This window comes from Halomonas qinghailakensis (assembly GCF_025820815.1).
In the GTDB taxonomy this organism is placed as follows: domain Bacteria; phylum Pseudomonadota; class Gammaproteobacteria; order Pseudomonadales; family Halomonadaceae; genus Vreelandella; species Vreelandella qaidamensis.
In genome coordinates, this window is record NZ_CP096973.1 from 249,750 (window position 1) to 275,178 (window position 25,429).

Sequence of the window (25,429 nt, forward strand, 5' to 3'; positions counted from 1 at the left end):
AGCGGTTTCCCTGAAGTGCAGTTGATCTGACCGACTCTTTCACTTTGTCTAACCACAGGAAGTGACCATGACACATACTCGCCAACGCTCGATCAAAAGCCGCGCTTCGCTGGCTGGCCACCCGCTTCACCCAGTGATGATTCACTTTCCAGTGGCCGCCCTGATGGCACTGGTCGCTAGCGACCTGGCCTTCTGGTATACCCAAGACCCCTTCTGGCTGCGCAGCGGTTTGTGGTTGGCAGGAGTAGGCGCGTTTGGCGGCTGGATTGCCTCGGTAGCAGGTATTATTGACCTGGTCACTGTGGCGCGAATCCGCCGCCTGATAACTGGCTGGAGCCACGCGATTGTGGCCGTCGTCATGCTTTCGCTGGCGTCTTTGAACTGGCTTTTGCGTTTTACTGAACCCAACGCCGTGCTGCCTTGGGGTTTGGCTATTTCGCTGGTAACTGCCAGCCTGATCGCGTTGGCAGGCTGGCTGGGCGGCCAATTGGTATACGAGCACGCCGTCGGCGTCGAAGTTGAGAAGTCGTCTTAAGGGCACGACCATGGCTATAAATGGGATAACTTTCATCACATTATCCCCAAGCCAATGGTTTAGAAAGCACCAACCCAAGCACACCCAATATGCCCGTTAGCGCGAGCACTAAAGCGCACAGGCTGGCGGCTTTAACACCTGTAAAAATCCCCATTTCCAACCGCAAAATCAGCCAGCCAAAACAGCCGTGGGCAGCCACCATTAGCACTACCGCTCCCAGCTTAAGAATTAACCACCCTCCAAGAAGCCCATTTAGCAAAAACAAAAGCGTGCCAGATGCAATAGCAGCCAAAGCAGCGGGCGTCGCAATGGAGTTGTAGAAAAAACGCGGCATCGGGGGAGTGCCTTGCGCGAAACCAGCGTCTTTACGCAACTGGAGTGCATACAAAAGTAGAGCGGGTAAATAAAGAAGTGCGCCGCACCAGATGACCAGCGCGGCGATGTGCAGCAGTTTTAGCCATGGCATCGAGGCTTCCTTGCGTTGCGTAAGGCAGAATAGGATTTCACCCTAATAACCTTAGTTAACAAAAGCGACTCTGGCTAGGTTCAATAACAAGGATAGGCAGTTATAGTCAGTTAAAAGAAACAGTTAGGGAGAGGATGACGCTTACCCTACAACGATTTCGTAACCGGTGAATTTACGAAGGTTAATGACCCCAGTATCAAAAATTAGGTACTGCCCTTTTACCCCTTGAAGTGTACCTTCAATTAGCGGCTGCTTATCAAAATTATGGGAAGTCACCTTACTAGGAAAAGTCGCCACGGGATAATGAAAGTCCAACGGCGTTTCATCCAAGCTACGAATGGCATCCGCACCGTGCACGTCACGTAATTGCCCTAACCCTTCATTTAACAGGCTGAAAAGACGATCGCGCTCAGCACATAAATCCAGTGGTTTCACATCGCCTTTTAGCATGGCACGCCAGTTAGTGCGGTCGGCCACTTCCTCTTTAAAGAGCATTTCGACAAGACCAGACTGTTGTCGGGTCTTTACCTCAAGAATAGGTAGCGCCTGAATAGCACCTTGATCCAGCCAGCGGGTTGGCATTTGCGTTTTCCGGGTGATGCCCACTTTCAAACCGGAAGAGTTCGCTAAGTAAACAATATGAGGTTGGAAGCAGTGTTTTTCGCCCCACACGGGGTCCCGACAAGTGCCTTGATGATAGTGGCAAGTTTCGGGTTTCATGATGCATGTATCACACTGGGCTAAGCGCTTAAAACAAGGGTAGCAGTAGCCTTGGGCAAAGCTTTTTTTAGTGGCACGCCCACAGTGGGTACAGGCAATTGCACCGCTCCAGGTAAGACGCATCGGCGAGCCGATACGCTCATTCAGTAGCATTCGATGCTCACCCGCACGAAGGTGATACACCACCGGATCACCTAGGCGGCTAGGTAAATCCGCCGCCATTTTCTGCAAACACCCTTGCACCGGGGATACTACTGAGGCAAACAAGTCATCAGTCACGCGTGGCATCCCGGGCAAGGCCTGCCATTTCAGGCGTAACGCCTGCACCAGTCGCGCCAGCACCACACGTACGGCGTTCTAGATAACCTACGCGATTCTCTTCAGGAACGTTATTTTCCACTTCAAAGCGTATGACCGCTTCCAAGCACAGTTCCGTCTGTTCAGGCGTTAAATATCGACCATCAGGCCATTTCCGCAACGCAACCGCCTGTTTAAGGCTTTCATAAATAGCGGGCGTCATTTGGTTAATCATTTTATCGAAGGTCATGTCGCTCATCGTAGGCACCTTTAGTGTTTGCTTCGTTTGGAGGAATAATACCAGCCCGTGACCAGCCCCACGAGCAGCCCGCCCAAGTGTGCTTCATTGGCTACGTTACCAAAACCCACGCTGCCGGCAATATCGGTCATCGTAAATACCATCCAGCCCAGCATGAAGACTACCAACATCTGGGGGACGAAAAATCCGCTTTGCGGGGCACGATAGGACATCAACCACACATGAGCCAGCAAGGCGTAAACAACGCCAGACATACCGCCAAACAACACCGTGCCGGTAATGTACTGCGCGATGTTAGCACCAATACCTGCCACGATAAGCAGTAGCAGCATGATACGACTACCTTGAAGCTGCTCAATTTGACGTCCGAAGTACCAAACCCACATTAGGTTAAAGATCAAATGCATCCAGCCAAAATGTAAGAATGCAGGCGACAATAAACGCCATAACTGACCAGACATTATCGTATCGCTAAGGCTGCCATATACGAGCTGACCGCCGGCGACCCCCACCGAAACAATGGTGAGTTTTACAATTAGCAGATCACCAAATATCCCAGTCAGCGCGAACACCGCTAGGCTAATAGCAATCATCAGCGCAGTAACCGGCACTTGGCGCAGCATGGGTAAAAAATGACGGGCTGGGGTCTGGCGGCTCGATCTAGCGGCAGTAGTGATTAGTGGCTCACCTCGCTCCCAGCAGCTAACGAGTACTTTCATTTCATCTTGCTGGCGCGGGTCGGCAACCCATAGCAGTTGGCCGTCTGCCTCATCAGTAATACGGTGACCAATGCGGTAGTGCCACAGCGCCTTACGCAGTTCTTTGGTATCTGCGTCCGTGGGTAAGAGCATTACTGGATGCATGGCAGGTTCCTTTCAACCAATAAATATTAGCGCGACAACGCGCCGCGTCACCAACGGATAGACGAAAAAAATCCGGCGGAGGGGGCCGCCGGAAAAAAAAGCAAGGGATCATTCAAGGGAACACTTACTCTGATAACCGACAACACCGTTAGTTCAGCTATTTTGAAAAAAATATGTAACGGTATGTAAAGCTAAAAATCACTCCCATTAATCGAAATCTATTTCCCACGGCTTTGGCAGCGCACGCTCTTCTTTTGGTACCTGTATCCACACAAAATGATCGGCATTGAGCTGCGCTTCGCCGCTCCAGCGATAAGCAACCAGTCGGCCAAATTTCACAGCACTGTAATCCAAGCAAGCAATATTGTGTGCTGGCAAGGCAGGAATCCCTTCGCACCAGTAATGACCAATAAATAGGGGTGGCTGTTCAGGGCCATAGTAGCTAAGACGCTGGCGCTCGGCGTTAGTTAGCGTTCTAGTCTCCAAATCACCAGGAAGGTTATCTGGCTGAAATACTACATCCCCCCATTGTTGAGGGTTAGCCGACCAAAAATGCGCACGAAAACTCTGCCGTGTGAAGCCATCACCAGAATGTATCGCAATGCCTTTAGGTAACGGTATATGAGGGCCGCGGGTTAAGCGATCAAGTATACGAAAGGCTTGCGTTGAGGGGTCGGTGGACTCAACCAAAAAGTGGCTATCCATGCAGGCATTGGGAGCGCGTTGTTTAAGCTGTCTAATCAACTCTTCATCCCAGCAGGCATGAACTATACGAATTCCGTCCAGCTCTAGGCATAAAGGAATGGTCTTAAACCACGCCAGGGTATCTTCCCACTCATTGGTGTAATCGCGGTATTGAGCTAGCGTGGCTTCAATAATACGGTTATGACGCGGTGTATGTTCGCGCAGCCAGCGCTTGTTGCTACCAGGGGGGGCGGGGTGCGTATAAGCCAGAGCATTGTACTCATGGTTACCCATGACAATATGTGCTTCACCCTCTTCAACCATTCGGCGTGCAATCGTAACTGCTAGCCGAATACGTGGTCCACGATCGATCAAGTCGCCTAAAAAGATCACTTTTCGGCGAGGGTGTCGATATACCCCACCCCGCTGATGATAGCCAAGCCGCTCTAATAACGCTGCAAGTGTTGCACCACACCCATGTACATCGCCAATTAAATCGTAGCCCTCCATGTTAATCCCCTAGCCGATGGCTCCAGCCGAGCTTGCTGCGCAGCACTTCATAAAAATTATGCCCAATAGGGTGAACTAGCTGTACACGCTCTGGTTTGCGTTGTATGACAAGCACATCGTCTGGTTTAGCCACTGCACGGGTTTGTCCATCGCAACTGATATGGGGATAGGTCTGATTGGTTTCACCAATATGGATACGGATTTCACTGGCAGCGTCAATCACAATAGGACGGCTTGAAAGCGTGTGGGGAAACATGGGGACTAACGTCACCACATCAAGCTTGGGATGCATGATCGGCCCACCCCCCGAAAGAGCATAGGCAGTTGAACCTGTCGGCGTAGCAATAATTAAGCCATCACTACGCTGGCTATACACAAACTGCCCATCAATAAACAGTTCGAACTCAATCATTCGTACCGCTTTACCGGGATGAACCACCACTTCATTGAGCGCAACACCGCTACCTACCGCTTTACCGTTTCGATACAACACGGCATCAAGCAAGAAACGCTCTTCAACTTCAAACTCACCCGCTAACACTTCACCAACCCGGCTTTCCAACTCATCGGGAGAAATATCGGTTAAAAAGCCTAACCGCCCACGGTTGACGCCTAATATTAACGTACCACTAAGGCATAGCGTGCGTGCGGCGCCCAGAAGGCTGCCATCGCCACCAACAACGATGACAAGATCGCATAACTCTCCAAGTATGCGGCGGCTGGCTTCAGGCAGCCCATGATCCGGTAACGCCGTTGCCGTCCGATCCTCAATCAATACTTTATAATCATGGGTAACTAAATAGTTGACCAGCCTTTTGAGCGAATCGACCACTTTATCGCTGCCTAAACGGCCGATTAAGCCTATTGTCTTAAAAGGCGCTGTCTTAAAAGGCGCTGCTTTAGAAGGCCTCGTCTTAAAAGACGTCGTTTCGAAAGGCTGCGTTTGTTGGGCCTGGCTCAAGGGTGCTAAACCTGACGATGGGGTGTTAGACATGGACAACTCTCGCTGGCATCAGCCCACATTATGGAGAGTATGAGGGTATCGAGCAAATTGCCCAGTGTAATGCAGAAACGCAAGCTCCCCTGGGCAAAAACAATGGCTTGAATTAATTAGACAGATATAGCGTGACGGCGCTGTAACCACCAGTGATTTAACCACAGCGAGGCGGCCATGATTGCAGCACCTAAAAGTAGCTTACCGATTTCCGCATCGCGATTCCAGATCACCAAATTAACCACTAGGCCAGCGGGCACTAGCGCATTATTCATTACCGCTAACGTTCCCGCATCTACTTTAGTGGCGCCCTGGTTCCAGGCGAAATAACCCACTCCAGACGCGACTAATCCAAGCCATGCCAATACGCTCCACTGTACTGGGGTAGTAGGGAGTGCAGCCGTATTACCAAAGAGTAAAAATGCGGGAAGAGCGACCACCATCGCACCAACAAAGAACCAGCCAAAAACGTTATGCCATGCCAAGGTAGGCGGCAAATCAGCGGCTAGCCGCCGATAGCCCACCTGTCCGATTGCAAAACAGAGGTTAGCCCCCTGCACCACTAAAAAGCCCAGCCAGAATCCACTATCAATACCGTCGTAACGAATAACGCCCGCTCCGATTACCGCCAGTATGGCGGTTACTAAATAAATAGGCGTGAAGCGCTTAAACATTAAGTCATCTAGGAGCGCGATATAAATGGGTGTAAAAATCGTAAACAGCAGTACTTCAGGAACCGACAGCAGTAAAAAGGAGTGGTAAAAAAAGGTGTACATGATGCCTAGCTGAACCGCCCCCAACGCCATTAACGCTAAGCGCTGCCTGCCACGTAGCAAGCTGGGGCGTAAAAACGGCAAAAAGACCAGCGTGGCGAGTGTTACTCTGACGAGCACTGCGAAATAGCTATCGACTTGGCCAGCCAAGTACACTCCGATCAACGAAAAAGAGAACGCCCACAGCGCCGTTACGCCAACAAGGTAGCCCATCGTAAACCTCAAAAAAAAGGAAAGTTGACGGAGATTATACGCGCTTAACAACAACTGCCAATGGGCCAAACGAGTAATTAACGGATTAGTGCTTTTTTAACCATATAAAGGCATGTACCACACCTGGAATCCAGCCTAATAGCGTCAATACAATGCTAGTAGCAACACGTTTTGCCCCTCCGTCTGTTAACCCGACGGCCAAAGGCGGTAGTAGAATAGCTAGCGCACGGTAAGCAAGCAGTAAAGCAGCGGGCTGAGATGATATTGGCGTTACTCCCGAAGCCGTAGACGATGACGCTTGATGCTGAATATCCGGCTGCACAGGGGGAGTAAAATGCTCTACCGCTGCCCGTGCTTTTTCAGCCTGCTGTTTCTCTTTAGCAAGCGCTTTTTGATGCGCCTCTTTATCTATTTTCTGCTCTAACGTTTCCGCACCGTCTGCCAAATCATCATGATGGCGCTCCCAATCTTCCCAGTCATGGGGCGTGCCAGACTTAGGCCGCTGGCTACCTGACCCACGCGCCCTTTCCCACGCTTTTTCTTCTAATGTGTTGGGCCGTTCAGGGTCTCTTTCTATGCCAACGCCTTTGCGATTGAGGTATTCACGCGCGTCCATAGTGGCTCCTTGTAGTAGTTGAAATAGCATTTGAAAAAGAGCAAAGCGTTGAATGTAACATTAGTAAGGACAACGCAGGATGAGTTAAATCTTCTACATTAATAAAAATAAAGCACATATCGTTCCTAGTCCCACAGCAACTACCCGACCCATTTTTAGAGCGAAAATGCGCGTATCACGTTAAGGAGTATCACCATGAATAAAAAAACCCCCGATACCGTGCGCGATGTCATGTCACGGGACTGCTATCGTGTTACTGGTGAGACCTCTATCACCACCTTGGCTCAGGGTTTAGCATTACATCGCTTACCAGGCGCTCCGGTGGTAGATACCTCTGATCGGCTAATTGGTTTTATATCGGAACAGGATGTGATGGGCCGCGTTTTAGACAGTATCTACCACGACGATGAAGCGCCGCTGGTTCGGGAATTAATGCGCCAAGATGTGCTCACAACAACGCCCAACAAAAGCATCACCGATTTGGCACAAGAGATGCTCGGAGCTAAGCCCAAGATTTATCCCGTTGTGGAACAGCAACGTTTAGTCGGCATTGTAACGCGCCGTGATATTTTAATGGCGCTGCTTACTATTCGCCGCCACTAACCGTTATTTATCAGCGATTCTCTGTCTAGTAGCTGCCATCTGCTGGGCCTTGATCTATTCGCTGAAGGCCACGAGCTATCAACCACATGTTCTCTTCGCTGCGGATAGCCACTTATCGACAACACCTTTTCGGTTAAATAAGTGTTTGCGTTAAGTGAAACGACCATCTTAAAAGCAAAAAAAACCGCTGCTTAGTATAAGCAGCGGAAGCAAGGGATCGAAAACAATAGCCAGAACAACACTATTAACGACTGCTATCGCGATGTTGCCTGTAAACCTTCAGACACCGTGCACAGGAAAAGTTCGCAAAACGGCAAAATTTTCGCCTTAAGGAGCAGCACGCGTATACTGGTTTTCAACTTTCAAACGAGTACTGCTACTGCGGGGAGCCTAGTATGGCACTGTACCTATTGGTGTTTGGCGTATGTTTATTGGTGATAGGTGCCGTGCTGTTGATATTAATGACGGTAGGTACACCACGCTACCGCACCGAACCCCATGACCTGCTCGCTTTATTTGACAAAGCGCTGGAAAGCAAGGTCAGTGAAACCGAATGGAATGCCATTATTGGCTACCCCATTCGTCACGATGAGTATCTAGATAGTGTGCGCCGTCGCGCAGCGCATTTAATGGACTCCTACGGGCGCCATTGGCAAATTGCTCGAAGCAAACCGTTACTTAACCAGGAGGGTTACACGGAACTGAAAGCTTTACGTGATCATTTAGCGGCACATACAGCGCTGCGCCAACGCTAATAGGCCAGCAGTGCCGAGGAGACCCCCATGCCGAGTACTATTCGTCAAATCCCTTTAGAAAGCGCCACAAAACATCACTCCCACGACTTTCACCAAATAGTCATTACGCTTTGCGGCTCTTCAGAATTTGAAATCGAAGGCCTCGGTGGCCGCGTCAACGCCTTCTCTGGTTGCATTGTTCCTGCTAACCATGAACATTTTTATTCAGGTAACGGCTACAACCGGCAACTAATTCTTGACCTCCCTGAAGATGCGCCAGCTCTGACGGGTGAACACCGCGAGTTAGTGGCCCTGTTTGATGCCCCGCGTTTTTTTGCCTTAGACAACCCATTACGCCACTACCTAGCCTTTGTAGAAAGCGAACTCGCCCAAGGATTTGACACGTCAGCCATGTCTTTTCAGCAGGATCGGCTTGCTGCCACTTTGCTAGGTTCATTAAAAGCTCGTTTGGGCGCAACAGAGAGCACCTCTCAGCGTCGTCTTAATCTTAGTCAAATTGATCGTTTCATTCGCCACCACTTGGCCGATGAGCTAAGAGTCGCTGATTTAGCTAAGCTAGCGTGCCTTAGTGAAGCACACTTCTCTGAGCGCTTTCGCATCCAAACGGGCCTGTCGCCCTGGCAATATGTGCGACGCCAGCGCCTACACGCGGCTCGTCAGCTAGTATTACAAAGCCGCCTGCCACTTACCGATATTGCCATTCAAACAGGCTTTGCTAACCAAAGCGCTCTTTCCCACGCTTTTCGGCGTAGCTATGGGGTATCACCCCGCCAATTACGCCAGGGTGCGGGAATAGCCAATACACCTCTTGATTCAGCTGTTCGCTCAACTGCTTATTCAACGGCTTATTCAACGCCGTTAGCGCCTTCCTCGACGCCCACAGGAGCAGCTGCTAAAGCTGGTGCACTCTCATCTCGCTCATCATAAAGCCGTTAGCTGGGTCGCTTGACGCGTAAGTTTGTGTGTTGGCAGCCATTTAGAAACTAAACTAAAGTCTTAAAAAGCGTTTCTTACCGAGAAATTGACACGTTTTGCCATGAAAACGACATACACCTAATGGCAGCTCGCTCTACATTCGTCCGTTATCTTGGGCATAACGCCCTATCATCTCTTTAGTTCGGTTATTTGATTCAGCTTTTCGCTTTCTGTACAGACTTATGGGGGCCTCAATGCTCAATGCCAAGAAAATGCGTGACCCTGCCATCTGGCAAACCGATCTTGATACGCTAATGCAGCGTGTTAGTGATCACTATCTTGTAGATGAGGATGCCTTCGTCAGTGAGCTCATCAAAGTTCTCAATGCTGACAGCGACGATTTCGTACGGATTGAATCGAATACCGCAGCGCTAGTGCGTGATGTTCGTAATATGGATACGGCTGTTGATACGATTGACGAACTATTACAGCAGTACAGCCTGGACACCCATGAAGGCCTAATGTTGATGTGTTTAGCAGAGGCTATGCTACGCATTCCAGATAAAGAGACCGCCGATGCGCTAATTGAAGACCGACTTGGCCCCGCAGATTGGAAGTCTCACGTCGGTAAAAGTGAATCATGGATGGTAAACGCCTCTACATGGGGTCTATTGATGACTGGCCATGTATTGAAGCTTGACCATCCAAAAGAGGGCCAACCTGCCCACTTTATTAACCGCATGGTTAATCGCATGGGCGAACCAGTGATTCGTCGCGCCATGATGGAAGCGATGAAAATCATGGGCAAACAGTTCGTTTTAGGACGCGATATTAATGAAGCACTAAAGCGCTCTAAACCACTGTTTAATAAAGGCTACACCTACTCCTATGACATGTTGGGAGAGGCAGCGCGCACCCGAGCCGACGCCAAGCGCTACTATGATGACTATGCTCGCGCAATCGAGCAGGTCGGCAGAGCCTGTAAAACACTGGGCGATAAAACCCCTGCACCTTCAGTATCTATCAAGCTGTCTGCCCTTCATCCGCGTTATGAGTTTGGCCGCCGTGAGCAGGTACTTGCCGAACTCGTCGATACGGTTATTCAGTTAGTCACCAAAGCCCGTGAACTTCATGTCGCCGTCACTATCGATGCAGAAGAAGTTGATCGTTTAGAGCTTTCACTAGAAGTTTTCCGTGCGATTTATGAAAGTGACGCAGTGAAAGGATGGGGGCACTTTGGTCTTGTCGTTCAGGCATATTCAAAGCGCGCTTTGCCGGTGCTGCACTATATTAATCGCCTAGCCGAACAACAAGGCGACGAGATCCCGTTGCGTTTAGTAAAAGGTGCTTATTGGGACAGCGAAATCAAAGAGTCTCAACAGCTTGGCGTTGACGGCTATCCGGTATTTACGCGTAAAGCCTGTACCGACGTGGCTTACTTGGCCTGCGCCCAATTCCTGCTATCCAACGATACTCATGGGCGTATTTTCCCTCAGTTTGCTACCCACAACGCTCATACCGTTACCACGATTCTTGAATTAGCCAACCACGATAGCCGCCCGTTTGAATTCCAGCGCTTACATGGCATGGGCGAAGCCCTTTACGACGCGGCTCTCGAGCGTGCTCCTAAAGGCACTTATTGCCGTATTTACGCCCCGGTTGGCGCCCATAAAGACCTACTGCCCTATTTGGTACGTCGTCTACTTGAAAACGGTGCCAACTCCTCTTTTGTTCACCAAATTGTCGATCCAGAAGTCCCCGTAGAGTCATTGTGCCAACATCCCATTGAAACGCTTCGTCAGCAGAAAACGTTCGCCAATAAACGTATTCCACTGCCGAAAGATATTTACGGGCCAAAACGCCGCAACTCTCGCGGGGTCAATCTTAATATCCGTAGCCACTTCTATCCGCTAATGGAAAAGATGGGCACGTTTATGGATAAGCAGTACCTCGCAAAACCGCTGCTGGCCTTTGATGTTGCCGACGATGCCGACAACACCCACCCAGTAACCTCGCCTTTTGACCGACGCAAAACCGTAGGCAGCGTTCAGTGGACTAGCAAAGAGCAGGCAGCCAAAGCGCTCGATGCAGCTTGGCAAGCCTTCCCGCGCTGGGAAACGACCCCAGTGAGCGAACGCGCTGACATTCTGCGCCGCCTGGCCGACCTGATGGAAGAGCACATGCCAGAGCTAATGACGCTCTGTTCACGTGAAGGCGGTAAGTTGCTCACCGACGGTGTCGACGAAATCAAAGAAGCCGTCGACTTCTGCCGCTACTACGCCATGCGTGCTGAAGAAGCGTTTGGCCAACCGATTGAACTGCCTGGCCCAACCGGCGAATCCAACCGTTTGATGATGGGTGGTAAAGGCGTATTTGCAGCGATAAGCCCTTGGAACTTCCCAGTAGCTATCTTCTGTGGCCAGATTGTTGCCGCCGCCGTTGCTGGCAACACTGTGCTTGCCAAACCTGCAGAGCAAACATCGATTGTTGCCCACCGCGTGATTGAACTGCTGTACGAAGCAGGCATGCCGCGTGATGTGGTTCAGCTACTGCCCGGCGATGGCCCCACAGTGGGCAGCGTGTTGACCTCTGACCCCCGCATTACAGGTGTTGTATTTACCGGTGGCACCGATACAGCGCAGATCATTAACCGCGCGCTTGCCGCACGGGAAAACGCACCGCTACCAACGTTAATTGCCGAAACGGGCGGTATGAACGCAATGATTGTCGACTCAACCGCTTTGCCTGAACAGGTGGTTGTGGATGTGATTCAGTCTGCGTTCCAGAGTGCCGGTCAGCGCTGCTCCGCACTACGGGTACTTTATCTACAAGACGATGTTGCCGACCGGGTGATTGAGATTCTTAAAGGTGCCATGAATGAACTGCGCATTGGTGACCCTCGCGATTTAGGCACTGACGTTGGCCCAGTGATTGATGAAGATGCGCGTAAAGGTCTGATGGCGCATATTGAAAAACTCAAGGGCGAAAACCGATTAGTCGCAGAAACTCCGATGGCGGCGGAACACACCCAAAACGGCACGTTTGTTGCGCCTGCCGCTTTTATCATCGACAGCATTGATGCGCTGACCCGCGAGCAGTTTGGTCCCATTCTGCACATTGTGCGTTACAAGGCCCGCGAACTTGACCGCGTTATCAACGACATTAATGGTCGCGGATATGGCCTTACTTTCGGGGTTCACAGTCGCAATGAGTCTTTTGCCGCTGAAATAGCGCAAAAAATGCGGGTGGGCAATGTGTATATCAACCGGAACATCATCGGCGCGGTAGTTGGCGTACAACCTTTCGGTGGACAAGGCTTATCGGGTACTGGGCCAAAAGCAGGCGGTCCGCACTATCTACAGCGCTTTGTGACTGAAAAAACGATTACCAATAACACCGCTGCTTTAGGTGGCAACGCCTCGCTTCTGGCACTTGGCGATGAGTAAACGATTTATCGCTACTAAGCCTGCGCTTGAAAATAAAGCAGCGCTTATGACTGAAAAATAGTGGAGCGATGACTTCCGCTTTCACAGCCTACCTAGTCTTCGATCATTGATGTATGCCTAGGTAGGCTTTCTTAGGGCCAGCAATATGAATAGAAAAAGAATTCAACAACTATATTTAACAACACTGCTTAACAATAACGGTAACAACAACAAGGCTGCGCTATTACTCGTTTCCTCTCGGTAAGCGCACAAACCTGTCGGCGTTATGTCCGGCCTAATGTACTGAAGGAGTTTTTATGGCTATCGGTGTTTGGATCAGTCTTTTTGCATATTTTGCGCTCATGATCGCCATTGGCGTTTATGCCATGCGCAAAGCAACCTCTTCATCGGAAGATTACATGCTGGGAGGACGAGGCTTAAGTCCACAGGTAGCGGCTCTTTCAGCCGGTGCTTCAGACATGAGCGGCTGGTTGCTGCTGGGGTTACCTGGGGCAATGTTTGTATCCGGTTTAGGCTCAGCCTGGATCGGTATCGGCTTGCTGGTGGGAGCGTTCTTTAACTGGACCCTGGTCGCACCACGGCTTCGTGAACAGACCGTTCACTACGGTAATGCGATCACTATTCCAGCCTTCCTTGCCAATCGCTTCCCGACTCGGGCGCTTTCCCTGCGAACAGTATCCGCTATTGTTATCGTAATTTTCTTTGCAGTTTACACAGCCTCTGGCTTAGTGGCAGGCGGCAAACTGTTTGAAAGTGCGTTTTCCGGCATCTATAACTTTGGCGATATGAGCAACTACGCCATGGGGGTCATGATCACCCTCGGCGTGGTGCTGATTTACACCGTCGTGGGTGGCTTCTTGGCCGTGAGCATGACCGACTTTGTGCAGGGCTGCATCATGATGCTAGCTCTGGTCATCATGCCAGCGGTGGTGCTCTTTGGTGAAGGTGGCGGCGGGTTCTCCCAAGCCACACAGACACTCAATGAAGTCGACCCCACACTGCTTTCCTGGACCTCGGGGCTTACTTTCATTGGCTGGCTGTCAGCGGTTACCTGGGGACTGGGCTATTTCGGTCAACCGCACATCATTGTTCGCTTCATGGCAATTCGGTCACAAAAAGATGTGCCAGTTGCACGTAACATTGGCATGGGCTGGATGCTGATTTCCCTAATTGGCGCGGTTTCTTTAGGTATTTTTGGTCGCGCCTATGCGATTCGTAATGGATTAGATGTCCAGGACCCAGAAACAATCTTTATTATCTTGGCGGAGCTGTTGTTCCACCCGTTGATTACCGGCTTCCTCTACGCAGCTCTACTGGCGGCCATCATGAGCACGATTTCCAGCCAGCTGTTGGTGTCCTCGTCATCATTGACCGAAGACTTCTATCGCCTGTTCCTACATAAAAAAGCGTCCGAGCAACAGTGTGTGGCTGTAGGCCGTGTTTGCGTAGTATTGGTGGGCATTGTGGCCGCTATTATCGCGTCTGATGAAGACTCTCAAGTACTAGGATTAGTCAGTAATGCCTGGGCAGGTTTTGGTGCGGCGTTTGGCCCTCTGATTATTTTATCGTTGATGTGGCCCCGTACAAACGGCAACGGCGCTATCGCGGGCATGGTAGTGGGTGCGGCAACCGTTATGATCTGGATTGCGTTGGGCTGGAACGGTTCGTTTATGGGCGGCCCTGGCGTGTACGAGATTATTCCTGGCTTCATTGCTTCCTTCATTGCCATCCTGGTGGTAAGCAATGCGACTGCTGACTCTGGCGAATATCAGCATATTGAGCGCTAGTAAGCGCACAACACGCTGAAGGTATCCGAAGGGCTCCGGCAGGAGCCCTCTATTATTGTTTTGATTTTTTTGTTTACTGAAAAAATCTAAGTCGACATATCACCGCTAGGTGTCGACCAGCAAGAAGAGACCCATTATGAACAAAGCCAATCTTCATTTGCATGGTGACGTCAGTGATCTACGCGCACGCATCCGCAGTAACTATGACGCTGATGAAGCGGCGGTACTGCACGAGTTAACCAAGCGTATTAAGCTGTCAGAAGACGACCGCCGTCAGGTGGCTGCCGTCGGCGCTAACTACGTTGAGCGTGTCCGCAAGGAAAGATCCCCCTCAATGATGGAGGCGTTCCTCGCTGAGTATGGACTTTCTACGACCGAAGGCGTCGGCCTGATGTGTTTGGCAGAAGCACTGTTGCGTGTGCCTGATGCAGAAACCATCGACGATTTAATCCACGATAAGATAGAGCCGTCCGACTGGGGTGCGCACCTGGGCAAATCGTCCTCGTCGATGGTCAACGCATCGACTTGGGCACTGCTGCTGACCGGCAAGGTGCTGGAAGAAGACCCCAAAGGCCCAACGCGTGCACTGCGCGGTCTGGTACGCCGTATGGGCGAGCCGGTAGTGCGTAAAGCGGTAGGTCAGTCAATGAAGATTCTTGGCCGCCAGTTCGTACTTGGCCAGACCATTGAAGAGGGTATGAAGAATGCCCGTGACCTTGAGAAACAGGGCTACACCTATTCCTATGACATGCTAGGCGAAGCGGCTCGCACTGACGAAGATGCCGTTCGTTATCATGAAGCTTATGCCAAGGCGATCACTGCGATTGCTGAACAGGCTAAGGGAGATGTGCGTGGAAGCCCCGGAATTTCGGTGAAGCTATCAGCGCTGCATCCGCGTTATGAGTACACCCATCGTGATACGGTGATGGCGGAGCTCGTACCGCGCGCGCTGGAACTGGTCAAGCAAGCGGCCAAAGCTAATATCGGTTTCAATATCGACGCCGAGGAGCAGGATCGACTGGACCTGTCTCTCGACGTGATTGAGGCGTTAATGGCCGACCCCAGCTTAGATGACTGGGAGGGCTTTGGAGTCGTTGTACAAGCTTACGGGCGCCGTGCCGCGCCGGTAATTGAGACACTCTACGAACTTGCCGAGCGGTTCAATCGCAAGATCATGGTGCGTTTGGTCAAGGGGGCTTACTGGGATACCGAGATCAAGCTGTCTCAAGAGATGGGTGTGAAAACTTTCCCAGTCTTCACCCGCAAGGTAAATACCGATGTCAGCTACATGGCCTGCGCCCAAATGCTGCTCGACCGTCGCGACCGCATCTATCCTCAGTTTGCGACCCATAACGCCCATACTTGTGCTGCCGTCGTGGAGATGGCAGGTAGCGATAAGGACAGCTACGAGTTTCAGCGCCTGCATGGCATGGGCGAATCGCTGCACCACATCGTTAAGGAGACAGAAGGCACGCACTGCCGCATTTACGCGCCGGTTGGCGCACACCGCGACTTGCTCGCCTATCTGGTACGTCGACTGTTAGAAAACGGCGCCAACTCCTCGTTCGTTAACCAAGTGGTGGATAGTTCTATCCCCCCAAGCGAGGTCTCAAAGGATCCAGTTAAAGGGTTTAAACAGCTTGGCAGCGCCATTTCAAGCCCGTTTATCCGCCAACCCGGCGAGCTATTTGAGCCCGATCGCAAAAATTCCAAGGGCTACCGCATTAATGAGCCCGCCTCGATCTTGCCTCTGCTCACTGCTCGTGAAGCGTTTGCCGACAAGACATGGACCGCCGGCCCTATGCTGGTAGGAAACCCTGCTCCCCAAGGTCCGGCTCGTGAAGTTTTCTCCCCCGCTGACAGCTCGCGAGTTATTGGTACGGTGCATGAGGCCACCCCAACGGAGGTAGCCACCGCGCTTGACGCTGCTGAAGGTGGTTTCCGCGAATGGTCAGCGCGCTCGGCGGCCGAGCGCGCTGAGGTACTGCGTCGTACTGCGGACCTCTTTGAGGAGCACATTGCCGAGTTGACCGTCATCACCACTCGTGAAGCCGGTAAAATGATGTTCGACGGCATCGCTGAAGTACGCGAAGCGGTAGATTTTCTACGCTACTACGCCAACGAAGGCGAACGGCTTGAAGCAGAAGAGCCGGGGAGCGCTCGCGGCATCTTCGTCTGCATTAGCCCATGGAATTTTCCGCTGGCGATTACTACCGGACAAATTGCTGCAGCCTTGGTAGCTGGCAATGCGGTACTTGCCAAGCCTGCCGAGCAAACCCCGCTGATCGCCGCCCGCGCCGTCGAACTGATGCGTGAGGCAGGCCTGCCAGAAGCAGCGCTGCAATTGCTGCCTGGCGACGGCCCGACGGTGGGCGGCCCGCTGACTAGCGACTCACGTATTGCTGGCGTTTGTTTTACTGGCTCAACCCCAGTGGCACAGATCATTCATAAGGCGCTGGCTGAGAATGCTGGGCCAGATGCCATACTGATTGCTGAGACTGGCGGCCTTAACTCGATGATCGTGGATTCCACAGCTCTGACCGAGCAGGCGGTGCGCGACATCTTGATTTCTTCCTTCCAATCCGCTGGGCAGCGCTGTTCGGCGCTGCGGATGCTGTATGTTCAAGAAGAAGCCCGTGACCGGTTACTTCACATGCTCTATGGCGCTATGGACGCACTTACCATCGGCGACCCCTGGAATACCGATACCGATGTTTCACCAGTGATTGACGCTGATGCTCAGGCCGAGATAAACGACTATGTAACGGCACATGAGAAGGCTGGCAAAGTACTGAAGAAGCTGTCCTCGCCAGCCACTGGTACCTTCGTTACCCCAGCGGTAATTGAGGTCGGCGGCATTGAGGATCTCGAGCGCGAGATATTCGGCCCGGTTCTGCACGTAGCCACTTTCAAAGCGCGAGACATCGACAAAGTAGTCGATGCTATCAACAGTAAGGGGTACGGGCTGACCTTCGGCCTGCATACCCGTATTGATGACCGTGTGCAGCAAATCGTCGAGCGCATCCATGTTGGCAATGTTTATGTCAACCGCAACCAGATTGGCGCTATCGTCGGCTCACAGCCGTTCGGTGGCGAAGGCCTTTCAGGCACCGGCCCCAAGGCCGGTGGCCCGCTTTATGTTGCTCGCTTTCGCCGCACCGCCACTGCCGAACGCTACGCGATGCCCGAAGGGAAAACCGTGGCACTCGACACTCTCCAATCGGCCCTCGACGGTTTAGATGCACGTAATTGGGCGGCGAGGCCAGACCGGGTAGAAGTGTTGCGCAAAGCACTTTCCGGCAAGGGTGGAGTGGTCCGCCGGGCGCTGAATGAGACGGCGGCTCTCGATATGACGCCGCAGACCCTTCCTGGGCCAACAGGAGAAAGCAATCGATTGGCGATGTATCCGAAGGGAGCGGTTCTGTGTCTCGGGCCGACCTTGGATATCGCGGTTGCCCAAGCAGTGCAGGCACTTGGTGCAGGCTGTTCGGCAGTAGTGATCGTGTCAGGTGCATCTCAAGCTATTCAGCCGCTGATGGATGCCGGAGCACCGGTCATTGGGCTAGACGGGAGCATCACAGCCGAGACGCTAAGTGAAGTCAAAGGCATTGCAGCGGTGGCCGCAGCTGGCAAAAGCGACTGGACCCATGAACTGCGTATTGCGCTTGCCAAACGCGACGGTGCTATCGTGCCGCTCGAAATCCAGCCCCTTTCACCGGATCGCTACGTGGTTGAACGCCACTTGTGCATCGACACGACCGCGGCGGGTGGTAACGCTAGTCTGTTGGCAACGGCTGAATAAGCCCCACCAGCTTTATCGACGTTTCCTTTCATTACTGAACGTCGGTAAAGCCAATGTTCTACCGGGAGACGCCCGCACGGGCGTCTCATTAACAAAAACAAGCGCGCACCTGTTGGCGCTAGCTCCATCCTGACGAATGGGAGAACTTTCATGGCTATCGGTGTTTGGATCAGTCTCATTGCTTATTTTTTGCTCATGGTCGCCATTGGCATTTATGCCATGCGCACCTCTACCTCTTCCTCTGAAGATTATATGCTGGGCGGCCGCACCCTCAGTCCCAAAGTAGCGGCACTATCGGCAGGGGCGTCAGATATGAGCGGCTGGTTGCTATTGGGCTTGCCAGGGGCAATGTTCGTATCGGGATTGGGGTCAGCCTGGATCGGGATTGGCTTGCTCGTAGGGGCGTTGTTCAACTGGATTCTGGTCGCCCCGCGCCTGCGTGAGCAAACCGTTCACTACGGTAATGCGATTACCATTCCAGCCTTTCTTGCGAACCGCTTCCCGACACGTGCGCTTTCCCTGCGCATGGTGTCCGCTATCGTGATTGTTGTTTTCTTCTCAGTTTATACAGCATCAGGCTTAGTCGCTGGCGGCAAACTATTTGAAAGCGCATTTTCCGGCATCTATAACTTCGGTGACATGAGTAACTACGGCATGGGGGTCATGATTACTCTTGGTGTCGTGCTTATTTATACGGTGGTCGGTGGCTTCCTCGCTGTGAGCATGACCGACTTCGTGCAGGGCTGCATTATGATGCTAGCCTTGGTCATCATGCCTGCAGTGGTGCTGTTTGGTGAAGGTGGCGGCGGGTTCTCTCAGGCATCACAGACACTTAATGAAGTCGACCCTACCCTCTTATCCTGGACGTCAGGACTAACGTTCATCGGCTGGTTATCTGCCGTTACCTGGGGGCTTGGCTATTTCGGACAACCGCACATTATTGTGCGCTTCATGGCTATTCGGACATTGAAGGATGTTCCTATTGCCCGCAACATTGGTATGGGTTGGATGCTGATTTCACTCATTGGCGCTGTTTCACTGGGGATATTTGGCCGGGCTTATGCCATCCGTAACGGTCTGGATATCGAGGATCCCGAAACGATTTTTATCGTTCTGGCAAATCTGCTGTTTCACCCACTGATTACTGGCTTCCTATATGCAGCACTGCTCGCTGCCATCATGAGCACCGTTTCTAGCCAGCTACTGGTGGCCTCTTCATCGCTAACCGAAGACTTTTATCGTTTGTTCCTACACAAGAGTGCCTCTGAGCAGCAGTGTGTAGCCGTCGGCCGTGTCTGCGTAGTACTGGTGGGCATTGTGGCGGCAATTATTGCAGCTGATGAAAACTCTCAGGTTTTAGGACTAGTCAGTAACGCCTGGGCTGGCTTCGGTGCGGCGTTTGGGCCACTGATTATCTTATCGCTAATGTGGCCACGTACAAACGGCAATGGTGCTATCGCAGGTATGGTAGTAGGTGCGGCAACCGTCATGATCTGGATTGCATTAGGCTGGAATGGCGAATTTATGGGCGGCCCTGGCATCTATGAAATCATCCCTGGCTTCATCGCTTCCTTCATTGCCATCCTAGTGGTGAGCAATGCCACAGCTGATTCGGGTGAATATCAGCATATCGAGCGCTAGACGAGCGTTAATTACACATAAGCCTAATCATCGTTAATATGGCCCTGTGTGCTTTCCGTGTCGCTCACACCGACACGGAAGGCTCTAAGTAGTATCTTAACTACCTAACCTCACGCCTCCCTGTGGCTTTTTCTGCTATTTTTGCAGGTCTTTTTATCGCTCTTTGCCCTAGGTCAATAACCTGCCTTCTTCTGCCCGATACACTTCTTGTATGGTTTACGTTTCTATTAAACAGTCCACGTTAACCACTCTCACTCAATTGTAACGACCCACGTAAACGGTCAGGAGCAACGCTATGCGCCATAACTCTCTTTCAACACTGGTTGCCACTGGACTCGCAGCGGCCACACTGATGGCAAGCGGCCAAGTTTTAGCTTACGGCGCTGGCGATTTCTTTACTCGCGTGGGCGTTGCCAAAGTGGAACCAACAAGCGACAACGGCTCATTAGCTGGCGGCGCATTCGCGGTTGATGTTCAAGATAAAACCGACTTCGCCTTTACCCTGGGTTACCGCTTCCACGATAAGGTGGGCATCGAGCTACTGGCTGCCCTGCCGTTTGAACACGATATTGCGCTAAACGGCGACAATCTCGCTTCTACCAAACACCTTCCCCCCACGTTAACGCTGCAGTACTACCCGTTAGGTGGTACTGAAGCGCGTGTCCAGCCCTATGTCGGTGCAGGTATTAACTACACCTTTTTCTCTGACGAAGAGCTAGCGATTGGCGAGTTGGAGCTGGACGACTCTTGGGGCGCCGCGGCTCAAGTGGGTATCGATTTACTTATCGATGAGAACTGGGCACTAAACGCGGCAGCGTGGTACATCGATATCGACACTGACGCAACTGTTAATGGTGCCGCAGCAGGCACAGTAGAGATCGATCCGCTGGTGGTAATGGGCGGCTTAAGCTACCGCTTCTAACTCTGAGTGCAAACGATTTCTGCTAGCCGTGTCATCGTATGAAAAATGCCCAGTACCGTTCACGGTGCTGGGCATTATCTTTGGTGTTGCCGTCATTTTGAATAAAGATTGTGCATTAACATTCAGCTCAGCCACTGTTCAGTGGAATATCGCGAACTAGTTGTCAGTCACAATCTGATCAATCCTTTCGACGGCTCTAACAACCAGTAGTTGGTCGCTGGCACGAACCTTTTCCTGCATTAAATAAGCAGCCACTGCCGGTGCTACATCGCACTTAGCGGGCATAGCGGATTGGGCTTCAATCATTGCATTTAGTCGAGCAATAAACACAAAGCGAATCCATTGAGGCAACGACATCGTATCGATGCAGAAAGGTTGTTCACTAGCAAAGGCAGAGGCCTCTGGCGTTGGCATACGCCATAAGTTTGCGGCCTTCATAGTGGCTTCAAGCTCAAGAAGCGCGGTTTGAAGCTGTTGATGGACGCTCATAAATACCTTTTTCATTTAGATCAGTAGGCATCTATTATCCCAGTCCTGTGAGTAAGTTGCCAACTGCCTAGCGGAATTTATGCGTTATTCACAGATTCACAGAAAACCTGCAAGAGGCTGTGGATAAACTATGGAAAGATGTCGCTAGCGTTACTCCCACGCGGGTTACACTAAGTTGCGCAATTTTTAACCACTTTGATAATAAAGCGCGGATTATTCAGCGTTTGCGGCTGACAGTGACATAACAGCAAGGTAGAGTGCAGGCTTGAAACGCGGAAGGATGTCATGCAACCAATCCAGACACTTGATGAATTTTTTACACGTAGCGGCGCAGACGTTTCCCTTTACTATATGGGACGACGCGTAGCAGCCTGCCCGCGAGACACGCTAAGGGCATTTGAAAGCGGCGAGATTGCCTGGCCGGAACCGTGGCAACAACAAGCACGGCTTGGCGTTGTTTTTCGTTTAGGCGACATGCCTGAGCCGGCCATCTGGTTTTTAGCGCTACCACTAGACGAACAAGGCATGCTCTCACCTGCACAGCGCGATGGCTTTATTAATCGCCTGCTTGAAACCCTTGGCCGAAATGTCACGCAGATAGAAAATAAACCACTAGCTCAGACGGAAACGGCAGATGTGGATCATCTGATGAAGGATAATCCGCTCGCTTTCGCGCCTGACATTATCTTTCAAGCAATGCTCAATGCCCAGGCTACCCACGCGTTAGGATTAGCTGCTAGTCAACATTTAGAGCCTGTAGAAGCCTACCTTAGCAAACAGCAAACCATTGACTGGCAAGCGCTGGGCCTGCAGGGTATCGCTGATTACGTGGTGCGCCTGGACAGGCAAACGTCAGACTCGCTAGCGCTACACCTCCCCTACCTGCCAACTGATGTTATTCACTCGCTTTGCTATTGCTTAGAACATAGGCCGCTTGCTGAATCACTGGTAAGTGCCCTAAGGGCGCGTGGAGAGCAAGCCGCCAGCAATGCTGATATCGAAACCTTGTGCGCCTGCATACGTGCGGTGGGCAGCACATCATCGGCTAGTGTGGGCAGTTGGTATTCAAGTCTATTGAATGATCCTGCTGCTTGTGGCCCAGATGTGATTGCAGCCATCGCTGGTCGCGGCTGGTTACTGTTAGAAGATGCAGATCGGTTGCCACTCTTGTTACAGCGTTTGGCAGAAGACAGTCGTACCAATTTTAATGCGGTCGTTCGAGACCTTGCATTGATTCCCAGACTTCGGCTACCCGTTATGCTGACATTACGTGACGCATTACCAGGCTCTGCTATACAACAACGACTAAGCGCCATAATGGCTTACGCTAGAAAGTAACTCCTTTTGTATGCAACGCTTAGCGATTAATTGATGTGTCTCACTCGTTTGTTTCACTGTATGAATATATTTGCCAGGAGTAAGCCGTGAAGGAATTACCCTATCAGGCCAAAGCAGTCATCGGCCGCCGCGAAATGGTGACGTTACCTGAATTAGGGCTTCACCTTTGCTGCAAAGCCGATACTGGCGCACGCACCTCTGCTTTGCACGCTGAAGAGATTGATACCCATGAAGATGAAAACGGGCAGCTATGGGTGAGTTTTATTACTCACAGTGGAGGTCCGCAAACGCCGGCTCATCGTTACCAGCTCCATTTACATGACAGGCGACGCGTGACCAGCTCTAATGGGCACAGTGAATGGCGCTATGTTATTCGCACCCCCATGCAATTGGGTGAACTAAATTTTCCGGTTGAACTAACCCTGACTGACCGTAGCAATATGCGCCACCCCATGCTGCTTGGACGCCGTGCTATGCGGCGTTTGCTGATAGCGCCTGGGGCTGCATTTTTGCACGGCGAGCCTTAAACTAACTTATTAGCCATAGCCACCTTTTTTGGCCCCGGAGCCCTGCATGCATATTGCCCTGCTTTCGCGCAATCGCAATCTTTACTCTACTCGTCGCCTTATTGAAGCCGCCGAGCAGCGTGGGCATACTGCTCGCGTGGTAGACACGCTGCGCTGCTATATGAGCATCGCCTCCCACCATCCGTCGATTCATTACAAGGGCGCTGAAATTGAGCCCTTTGATGCTGTTATTCCACGCATTGGTGCCTCGGTTACGTTTTATGGCTGTGCCGTTCTGCGGCAGTTTGAAATGATGGGTACTTACGTCATCAATGATTCCGTTGCCATTACTCGTTCACGGGATAAGCTGCGCTCGTTACAGCTTCTTTCACGGAAAGGACTAGGCTTGCCGATTACCGGTTTCGCCCACTCTCCTGATGACATTCCCGACCTTATTACCATGGTCAAAGGTGCACCGTTAGTCATCAAACTGCTAGAAGGAACACAAGGAATTGGTGTGGTGCTTGCCGAAACCAATCAAGCAGCTGAGTCGGTTATTCAAGCGTTCATGGGCATGAAGACCAATATCATGGTGCAGGAATACATCAAAGAAGCACGCGGTGCTGATATTCGCTGCCTAGTAATTGGTGATAAAGTGGTTGCCTCCATGAAACGCCAGGCAGCCGAAGGTGAATTCCGCTCCAACCTGCACCGTGGTGGCACCGCTAGTGTCATTCGTATTACACCGGAAGAGCGCTCAACTGCTATACGCGCTGCGAAAGCCATGGGGTTGCGCGTTGCAGGCGTTGACTTGCTGCGTTCTAACCATGGACCGGTGATTATGGAGGTCAACTCATCACCTGGCTTGCAAGGCATTGAAAATGCCACCGGCAAAGATATTGCTGGCATGATTATTGAGCATATCGAAAAAAATGCCATGCCAGTGCGTAAAGCGCCACCCAAGCCTAAAGGCTAAGCCAGAATGCAAAAATAATCCGCATTAGGGGTGGCAAATTAACGCTGCCGCCCCCACAATCTGCGTCACCGAAGGAGGTAGACGCTCATGTTTCTCGACAATCGCCAAGTGGCGATGGACAGCGTGCTGGAAGCGCTGGCCGATAGCATTGATTATTTCCAGGATAATATCGAACGCCTGCGACCCACTCTGCGTGACGCGCTGAAACCGCACTACACAGAGCGGTTAAAACAGATGCGCAATCTTCAGGAGTTGGCCCGGGCGCACTTGAAGATGCTGCCCCGGGATGCGGACGTAGAGCGCGATGACTTTTTATGGCTATGGAGCCGTCTAAAAAGCTTTGTGGGCAACGACAGTCAGGTATTAATCAATGAGCTGTTAGAACAAGAGCGTGTACTGATGCAGGCCCTATCAACACTGTTTACCCATCCCTTGCCTGACCCTATTGAGCCGGTGGTGGAAGAGTGCATGCAAGGTTGCCGTAAGTTAATACGCGAGCTGTATAACTTACAAAAACGCAAAACGCATCGCTGATCTATTTTCCTGCCACCTGCTCTTGTGGCGGCCGCACTAGTCTTGCAGCGTAGTGATTAACTGCAAGACGATCAGGGTCAAACGCTAAGCGAAACGCTTCACGAACAGTGCTGTTAGCTTTTAATTCAATAGGTTCTGGAGAGCCTAAAAAATATGGCTCTCTCCCCCATATATATAGATCGCCTAACGTCGCAACCCGTGCAGCCCATTCGCGAATCCTTAATCGCCACTCTCCCGCCGTTGATTCTTCTTCTGCAACACAACCGGTAACCTCAAGCCCTAGTGCGCGACCAATAAAAACCGCACGCGGAAGATGCCAACTTTGGGTAACTAACAATGCCTTATCAAGCTGAAAGACATCGCGAGCACGCACAAGCGTGTCGTAAGTACTAAACCCAGCAAAATCCATGGTGAGTTGATCTGCTGGCACACCACGCCGATATAGGTCGCGCCACATAGCGCGAGGCTCGTTATAGGCTTGAGTGCGATTATCCCCAGAGATTAACAAATGACCAACCCGCTGATCGGCAATCAAACGCGCAGACGTTCGCATCCGGGCATGAAAATGGGGGTTTCGAAAGCCACTACGCGTCCAGTTAGAGGTACCAAACACGATTGCCACATCCGCAGCACGACACTCATCAACATGATTATCAATGTAGCGGGCCGTACTGACGACCACCCAGAGATTACCTGCTATAAACAGCAATGCCGCCAGTAGCATTAACGCTCCAAGCGACATTAAAAAACGTTTTGTATAACGTAATAGCAAGCTGTGCATCCAG

At 51.6% G+C, this 25,429-nt stretch carries 23 protein-coding genes; 13 read left to right on the plus strand and 10 right to left on the minus strand.

The window, feature by feature from the left end:
- Nucleotides 1-67 precede the first annotated feature (67 nt).
- Entirely contained in the window at nt 68-535 is a 468-nt protein-coding gene (locus M0220_RS01145; protein ID WP_264018453.1) for a DUF2231 domain-containing protein, read from the plus strand.
- 40 nt (nt 536-575) lie between these two features.
- On the opposite strand, the gene M0220_RS01150 is transcribed toward M0220_RS01145, so the two are convergent.
- From M0220_RS01150 to M0220_RS01185, 8 genes are all read right to left on the minus strand, one after another.
- Nucleotides 576-1,001 (minus strand): CopD family protein, encoded by a 426-nt coding sequence (locus tag M0220_RS01150; protein WP_264018455.1) that lies wholly within the window; start codon nt 999-1,001, stop codon nt 576-578.
- A 141-nt stretch (nt 1,002-1,142) separates the two neighbouring features.
- Nucleotides 1,143-2,009, minus strand: coding sequence for a DUF2797 domain-containing protein (locus M0220_RS01155; RefSeq protein ID WP_030068942.1), 867 nt, complete (start codon nt 2,007-2,009; stop codon nt 1,143-1,145).
- Nucleotides 1,993-2,277, minus strand: coding sequence for a YeaC family protein (locus M0220_RS01160; protein ID WP_030068939.1), 285 nt, complete (start codon nt 2,275-2,277; stop codon nt 1,993-1,995). The genes M0220_RS01155 and M0220_RS01160 overlap by 17 nt, the downstream gene beginning before the upstream one ends.
- A gap of 11 nt (nt 2,278-2,288) precedes the next feature.
- On the minus strand, nt 2,289-3,140 hold the full coding sequence (locus M0220_RS01165; RefSeq protein ID WP_030068937.1) for a rhomboid family intramembrane serine protease: 852 nt from the start codon (nt 3,138-3,140) through the stop codon (nt 2,289-2,291).
- A gap of 207 nt (nt 3,141-3,347) precedes the next feature.
- Nucleotides 3,348-4,334, minus strand: coding sequence for a metallophosphoesterase (locus M0220_RS01170; RefSeq protein WP_030068934.1), 987 nt, complete (start codon nt 4,332-4,334; stop codon nt 3,348-3,350).
- A gap of 1 nt (nt 4,335) precedes the next feature.
- A complete protein-coding gene (locus M0220_RS01175) occupies nt 4,336-5,328 on the minus strand; it encodes an NAD(+) kinase (protein WP_264018456.1) in 993 nt (330 codons plus the stop codon).
- Nucleotides 5,329-5,444: 116 nt separating this feature from the next.
- Nucleotides 5,445-6,314, minus strand: a complete 870-nt coding sequence (locus M0220_RS01180) for a carboxylate/amino acid/amine transporter (RefSeq protein ID WP_030068930.1) — start codon at nt 6,312-6,314, stop codon at nt 5,445-5,447.
- 85 nt (nt 6,315-6,399) lie between these two features.
- Nucleotides 6,400-6,930, minus strand: a complete 531-nt coding sequence (locus tag M0220_RS01185) for a YqaE/Pmp3 family membrane protein (RefSeq protein WP_264018457.1) — start codon at nt 6,928-6,930, stop codon at nt 6,400-6,402.
- A 195-nt stretch (nt 6,931-7,125) separates the two neighbouring features.
- On the opposite strand from M0220_RS01185, the gene M0220_RS01190 reads away from it, so the two are divergent.
- The 8 genes from M0220_RS01190 to M0220_RS01225 all read left to right on the plus strand — a co-directional run bounded on the left by M0220_RS01190 (nt 7,126) and on the right by M0220_RS01225 (nt 20,801).
- Complete coding sequence (locus M0220_RS01190; RefSeq protein WP_030068926.1) at nt 7,126-7,533, plus strand: CBS domain-containing protein; 408 nt, start codon at nt 7,126-7,128, stop codon at nt 7,531-7,533.
- Between the two features lie 395 nt (nt 7,534-7,928).
- Nucleotides 7,929-8,288, plus strand: a complete 360-nt coding sequence (locus M0220_RS01195) for a hypothetical protein (RefSeq protein ID WP_030068924.1) — start codon at nt 7,929-7,931, stop codon at nt 8,286-8,288.
- Nucleotides 8,289-8,315: 27 nt separating this feature from the next.
- Nucleotides 8,316-9,215, plus strand: a complete 900-nt coding sequence (locus M0220_RS01200) for an AraC family transcriptional regulator (RefSeq protein WP_264018458.1) — start codon at nt 8,316-8,318, stop codon at nt 9,213-9,215.
- 242 nt (nt 9,216-9,457) lie between these two features.
- Nucleotides 9,458-12,649 (plus strand): bifunctional proline dehydrogenase/L-glutamate gamma-semialdehyde dehydrogenase PutA, encoded by a 3,192-nt coding sequence (putA, locus tag M0220_RS01205; protein WP_264018459.1) that lies wholly within the window; start codon nt 9,458-9,460, stop codon nt 12,647-12,649.
- Nucleotides 12,650-12,945: 296 nt separating this feature from the next.
- Nucleotides 12,946-14,436, plus strand: coding sequence for a sodium/proline symporter PutP (putP, locus tag M0220_RS01210; protein WP_030068916.1), 1,491 nt, complete (start codon nt 12,946-12,948; stop codon nt 14,434-14,436).
- 136 nt (nt 14,437-14,572) lie between these two features.
- Nucleotides 14,573-18,238, plus strand: coding sequence for a bifunctional proline dehydrogenase/L-glutamate gamma-semialdehyde dehydrogenase PutA (gene putA, locus M0220_RS01215; protein ID WP_264018460.1), 3,666 nt, complete (start codon nt 14,573-14,575; stop codon nt 18,236-18,238).
- A gap of 150 nt (nt 18,239-18,388) precedes the next feature.
- Nucleotides 18,389-19,879, plus strand: coding sequence for a sodium/proline symporter PutP (putP, locus tag M0220_RS01220; protein WP_264018461.1), 1,491 nt, complete (start codon nt 18,389-18,391; stop codon nt 19,877-19,879).
- 295 nt (nt 19,880-20,174) lie between these two features.
- The gene (locus M0220_RS01225) at nt 20,175-20,801 is read left to right on the plus strand and encodes an OmpW/AlkL family protein (protein ID WP_030068909.1); all 627 of its coding nucleotides are present in this window, start codon (nt 20,175-20,177) and stop codon (nt 20,799-20,801) included.
- A 156-nt stretch (nt 20,802-20,957) separates the two neighbouring features.
- On the opposite strand, the gene M0220_RS01230 is transcribed toward M0220_RS01225, so the two are convergent.
- A complete protein-coding gene (locus tag M0220_RS01230; RefSeq protein ID WP_030068907.1) occupies nt 20,958-21,290 on the minus strand; it encodes a YqcC family protein in 333 nt (110 codons plus the stop codon).
- Nucleotides 21,291-21,575: 285 nt separating this feature from the next.
- On the opposite strand from M0220_RS01230, the gene M0220_RS01235 reads away from it, so the two are divergent.
- The 4 genes from M0220_RS01235 (at nt 21,576) to M0220_RS01250 (ending at nt 24,644) form a co-directional block, all read left to right on the plus strand.
- The gene (locus tag M0220_RS01235; RefSeq protein ID WP_264018462.1) at nt 21,576-22,628 is read left to right on the plus strand and encodes a DUF3549 family protein; all 1,053 of its coding nucleotides are present in this window, start codon (nt 21,576-21,578) and stop codon (nt 22,626-22,628) included.
- 86 nt (nt 22,629-22,714) lie between these two features.
- Nucleotides 22,715-23,155 (plus strand): ATP-dependent zinc protease family protein, encoded by a 441-nt coding sequence (locus M0220_RS01240; protein WP_030068904.1) that lies wholly within the window; start codon nt 22,715-22,717, stop codon nt 23,153-23,155.
- A 46-nt stretch (nt 23,156-23,201) separates the two neighbouring features.
- On the plus strand, nt 23,202-24,110 hold the full coding sequence (rimK, locus tag M0220_RS01245) for a 30S ribosomal protein S6--L-glutamate ligase (protein WP_009724955.1): 909 nt from the start codon (nt 23,202-23,204) through the stop codon (nt 24,108-24,110).
- An 87-nt stretch (nt 24,111-24,197) separates the two neighbouring features.
- Nucleotides 24,198-24,644 carry a hypothetical protein gene (locus M0220_RS01250; protein ID WP_030068901.1) on the plus strand — a complete coding sequence of 149 codons (447 nt, stop codon included), beginning with the start codon at nt 24,198-24,200 and terminating at the stop codon, nt 24,642-24,644.
- A 1-nt stretch (nt 24,645) separates the two neighbouring features.
- On the opposite strand, the gene M0220_RS01255 is transcribed toward M0220_RS01250, so the two are convergent.
- Entirely contained in the window at nt 24,646-25,425 is a 780-nt protein-coding gene (locus tag M0220_RS01255) for a SanA/YdcF family protein (RefSeq protein ID WP_030068899.1), read from the minus strand.
- Nucleotides 25,426-25,429: the final 4 nt, after the last annotated feature.

Bases quoted from the DNA above. Each gene is read 5' to 3' on its own strand.
- M0220_RS01250 (WP_030068901.1), top strand. From the start codon at position 24,198: ATGTTTCTCGACAATCGCCAAGTGGCGATGGACAGCGTGCTGGAAGCG.
- M0220_RS01185 (WP_264018457.1), bottom strand. From the start codon at position 6,930: ATGGACGCGCGTGAATACCTCAATCGCAAAGGCGTTGGCATAGAAAGA.
- putP (WP_030068916.1), top strand. From the start codon at position 12,946: ATGGCTATCGGTGTTTGGATCAGTCTTTTTGCATATTTTGCGCTCATG.
- M0220_RS01255 (WP_030068899.1), bottom strand. From the start codon at position 25,425: ATGCACAGCTTGCTATTACGTTATACAAAACGTTTTTTAATGTCGCTT.
- M0220_RS01155 (WP_030068942.1), bottom strand. From the start codon at position 2,009: ATGCCACGCGTGACTGATGACTTGTTTGCCTCAGTAGTATCCCCGGTG.
- M0220_RS01190 (WP_030068926.1), top strand. From the start codon at position 7,126: ATGAATAAAAAAACCCCCGATACCGTGCGCGATGTCATGTCACGGGAC.
- M0220_RS01180 (WP_030068930.1), bottom strand. From the start codon at position 6,314: ATGGGCTACCTTGTTGGCGTAACGGCGCTGTGGGCGTTCTCTTTTTCG.
- M0220_RS01235 (WP_264018462.1), top strand. From the start codon at position 21,576: ATGCAACCAATCCAGACACTTGATGAATTTTTTACACGTAGCGGCGCA.
- M0220_RS01150 (WP_264018455.1), bottom strand. From the start codon at position 1,001: ATGCCATGGCTAAAACTGCTGCACATCGCCGCGCTGGTCATCTGGTGC.
- M0220_RS01170 (WP_030068934.1), bottom strand. From the start codon at position 4,334: ATGGAGGGCTACGATTTAATTGGCGATGTACATGGGTGTGGTGCAACA.
- rimK (WP_009724955.1), top strand. From the start codon at position 23,202: ATGCATATTGCCCTGCTTTCGCGCAATCGCAATCTTTACTCTACTCGT.
- putP (WP_264018461.1), top strand. From the start codon at position 18,389: ATGGCTATCGGTGTTTGGATCAGTCTCATTGCTTATTTTTTGCTCATG.
- M0220_RS01225 (WP_030068909.1), top strand. From the start codon at position 20,175: ATGCGCCATAACTCTCTTTCAACACTGGTTGCCACTGGACTCGCAGCG.
- M0220_RS01195 (WP_030068924.1), top strand. From the start codon at position 7,929: ATGGCACTGTACCTATTGGTGTTTGGCGTATGTTTATTGGTGATAGGT.
- putA (WP_264018459.1), top strand. From the start codon at position 9,458: ATGCTCAATGCCAAGAAAATGCGTGACCCTGCCATCTGGCAAACCGAT.
- putA (WP_264018460.1), top strand. From the start codon at position 14,573: ATGAACAAAGCCAATCTTCATTTGCATGGTGACGTCAGTGATCTACGC.
- M0220_RS01165 (WP_030068937.1), bottom strand. From the start codon at position 3,140: ATGCATCCAGTAATGCTCTTACCCACGGACGCAGATACCAAAGAACTG.
- M0220_RS01175 (WP_264018456.1), bottom strand. From the start codon at position 5,328: ATGTCTAACACCCCATCGTCAGGTTTAGCACCCTTGAGCCAGGCCCAA.
- M0220_RS01200 (WP_264018458.1), top strand. From the start codon at position 8,316: ATGCCGAGTACTATTCGTCAAATCCCTTTAGAAAGCGCCACAAAACAT.
- M0220_RS01145 (WP_264018453.1), top strand. From the start codon at position 68: ATGACACATACTCGCCAACGCTCGATCAAAAGCCGCGCTTCGCTGGCT.
- M0220_RS01230 (WP_030068907.1), bottom strand. From the start codon at position 21,290: ATGAGCGTCCATCAACAGCTTCAAACCGCGCTTCTTGAGCTTGAAGCC.
- M0220_RS01160 (WP_030068939.1), bottom strand. From the start codon at position 2,277: ATGAGCGACATGACCTTCGATAAAATGATTAACCAAATGACGCCCGCT.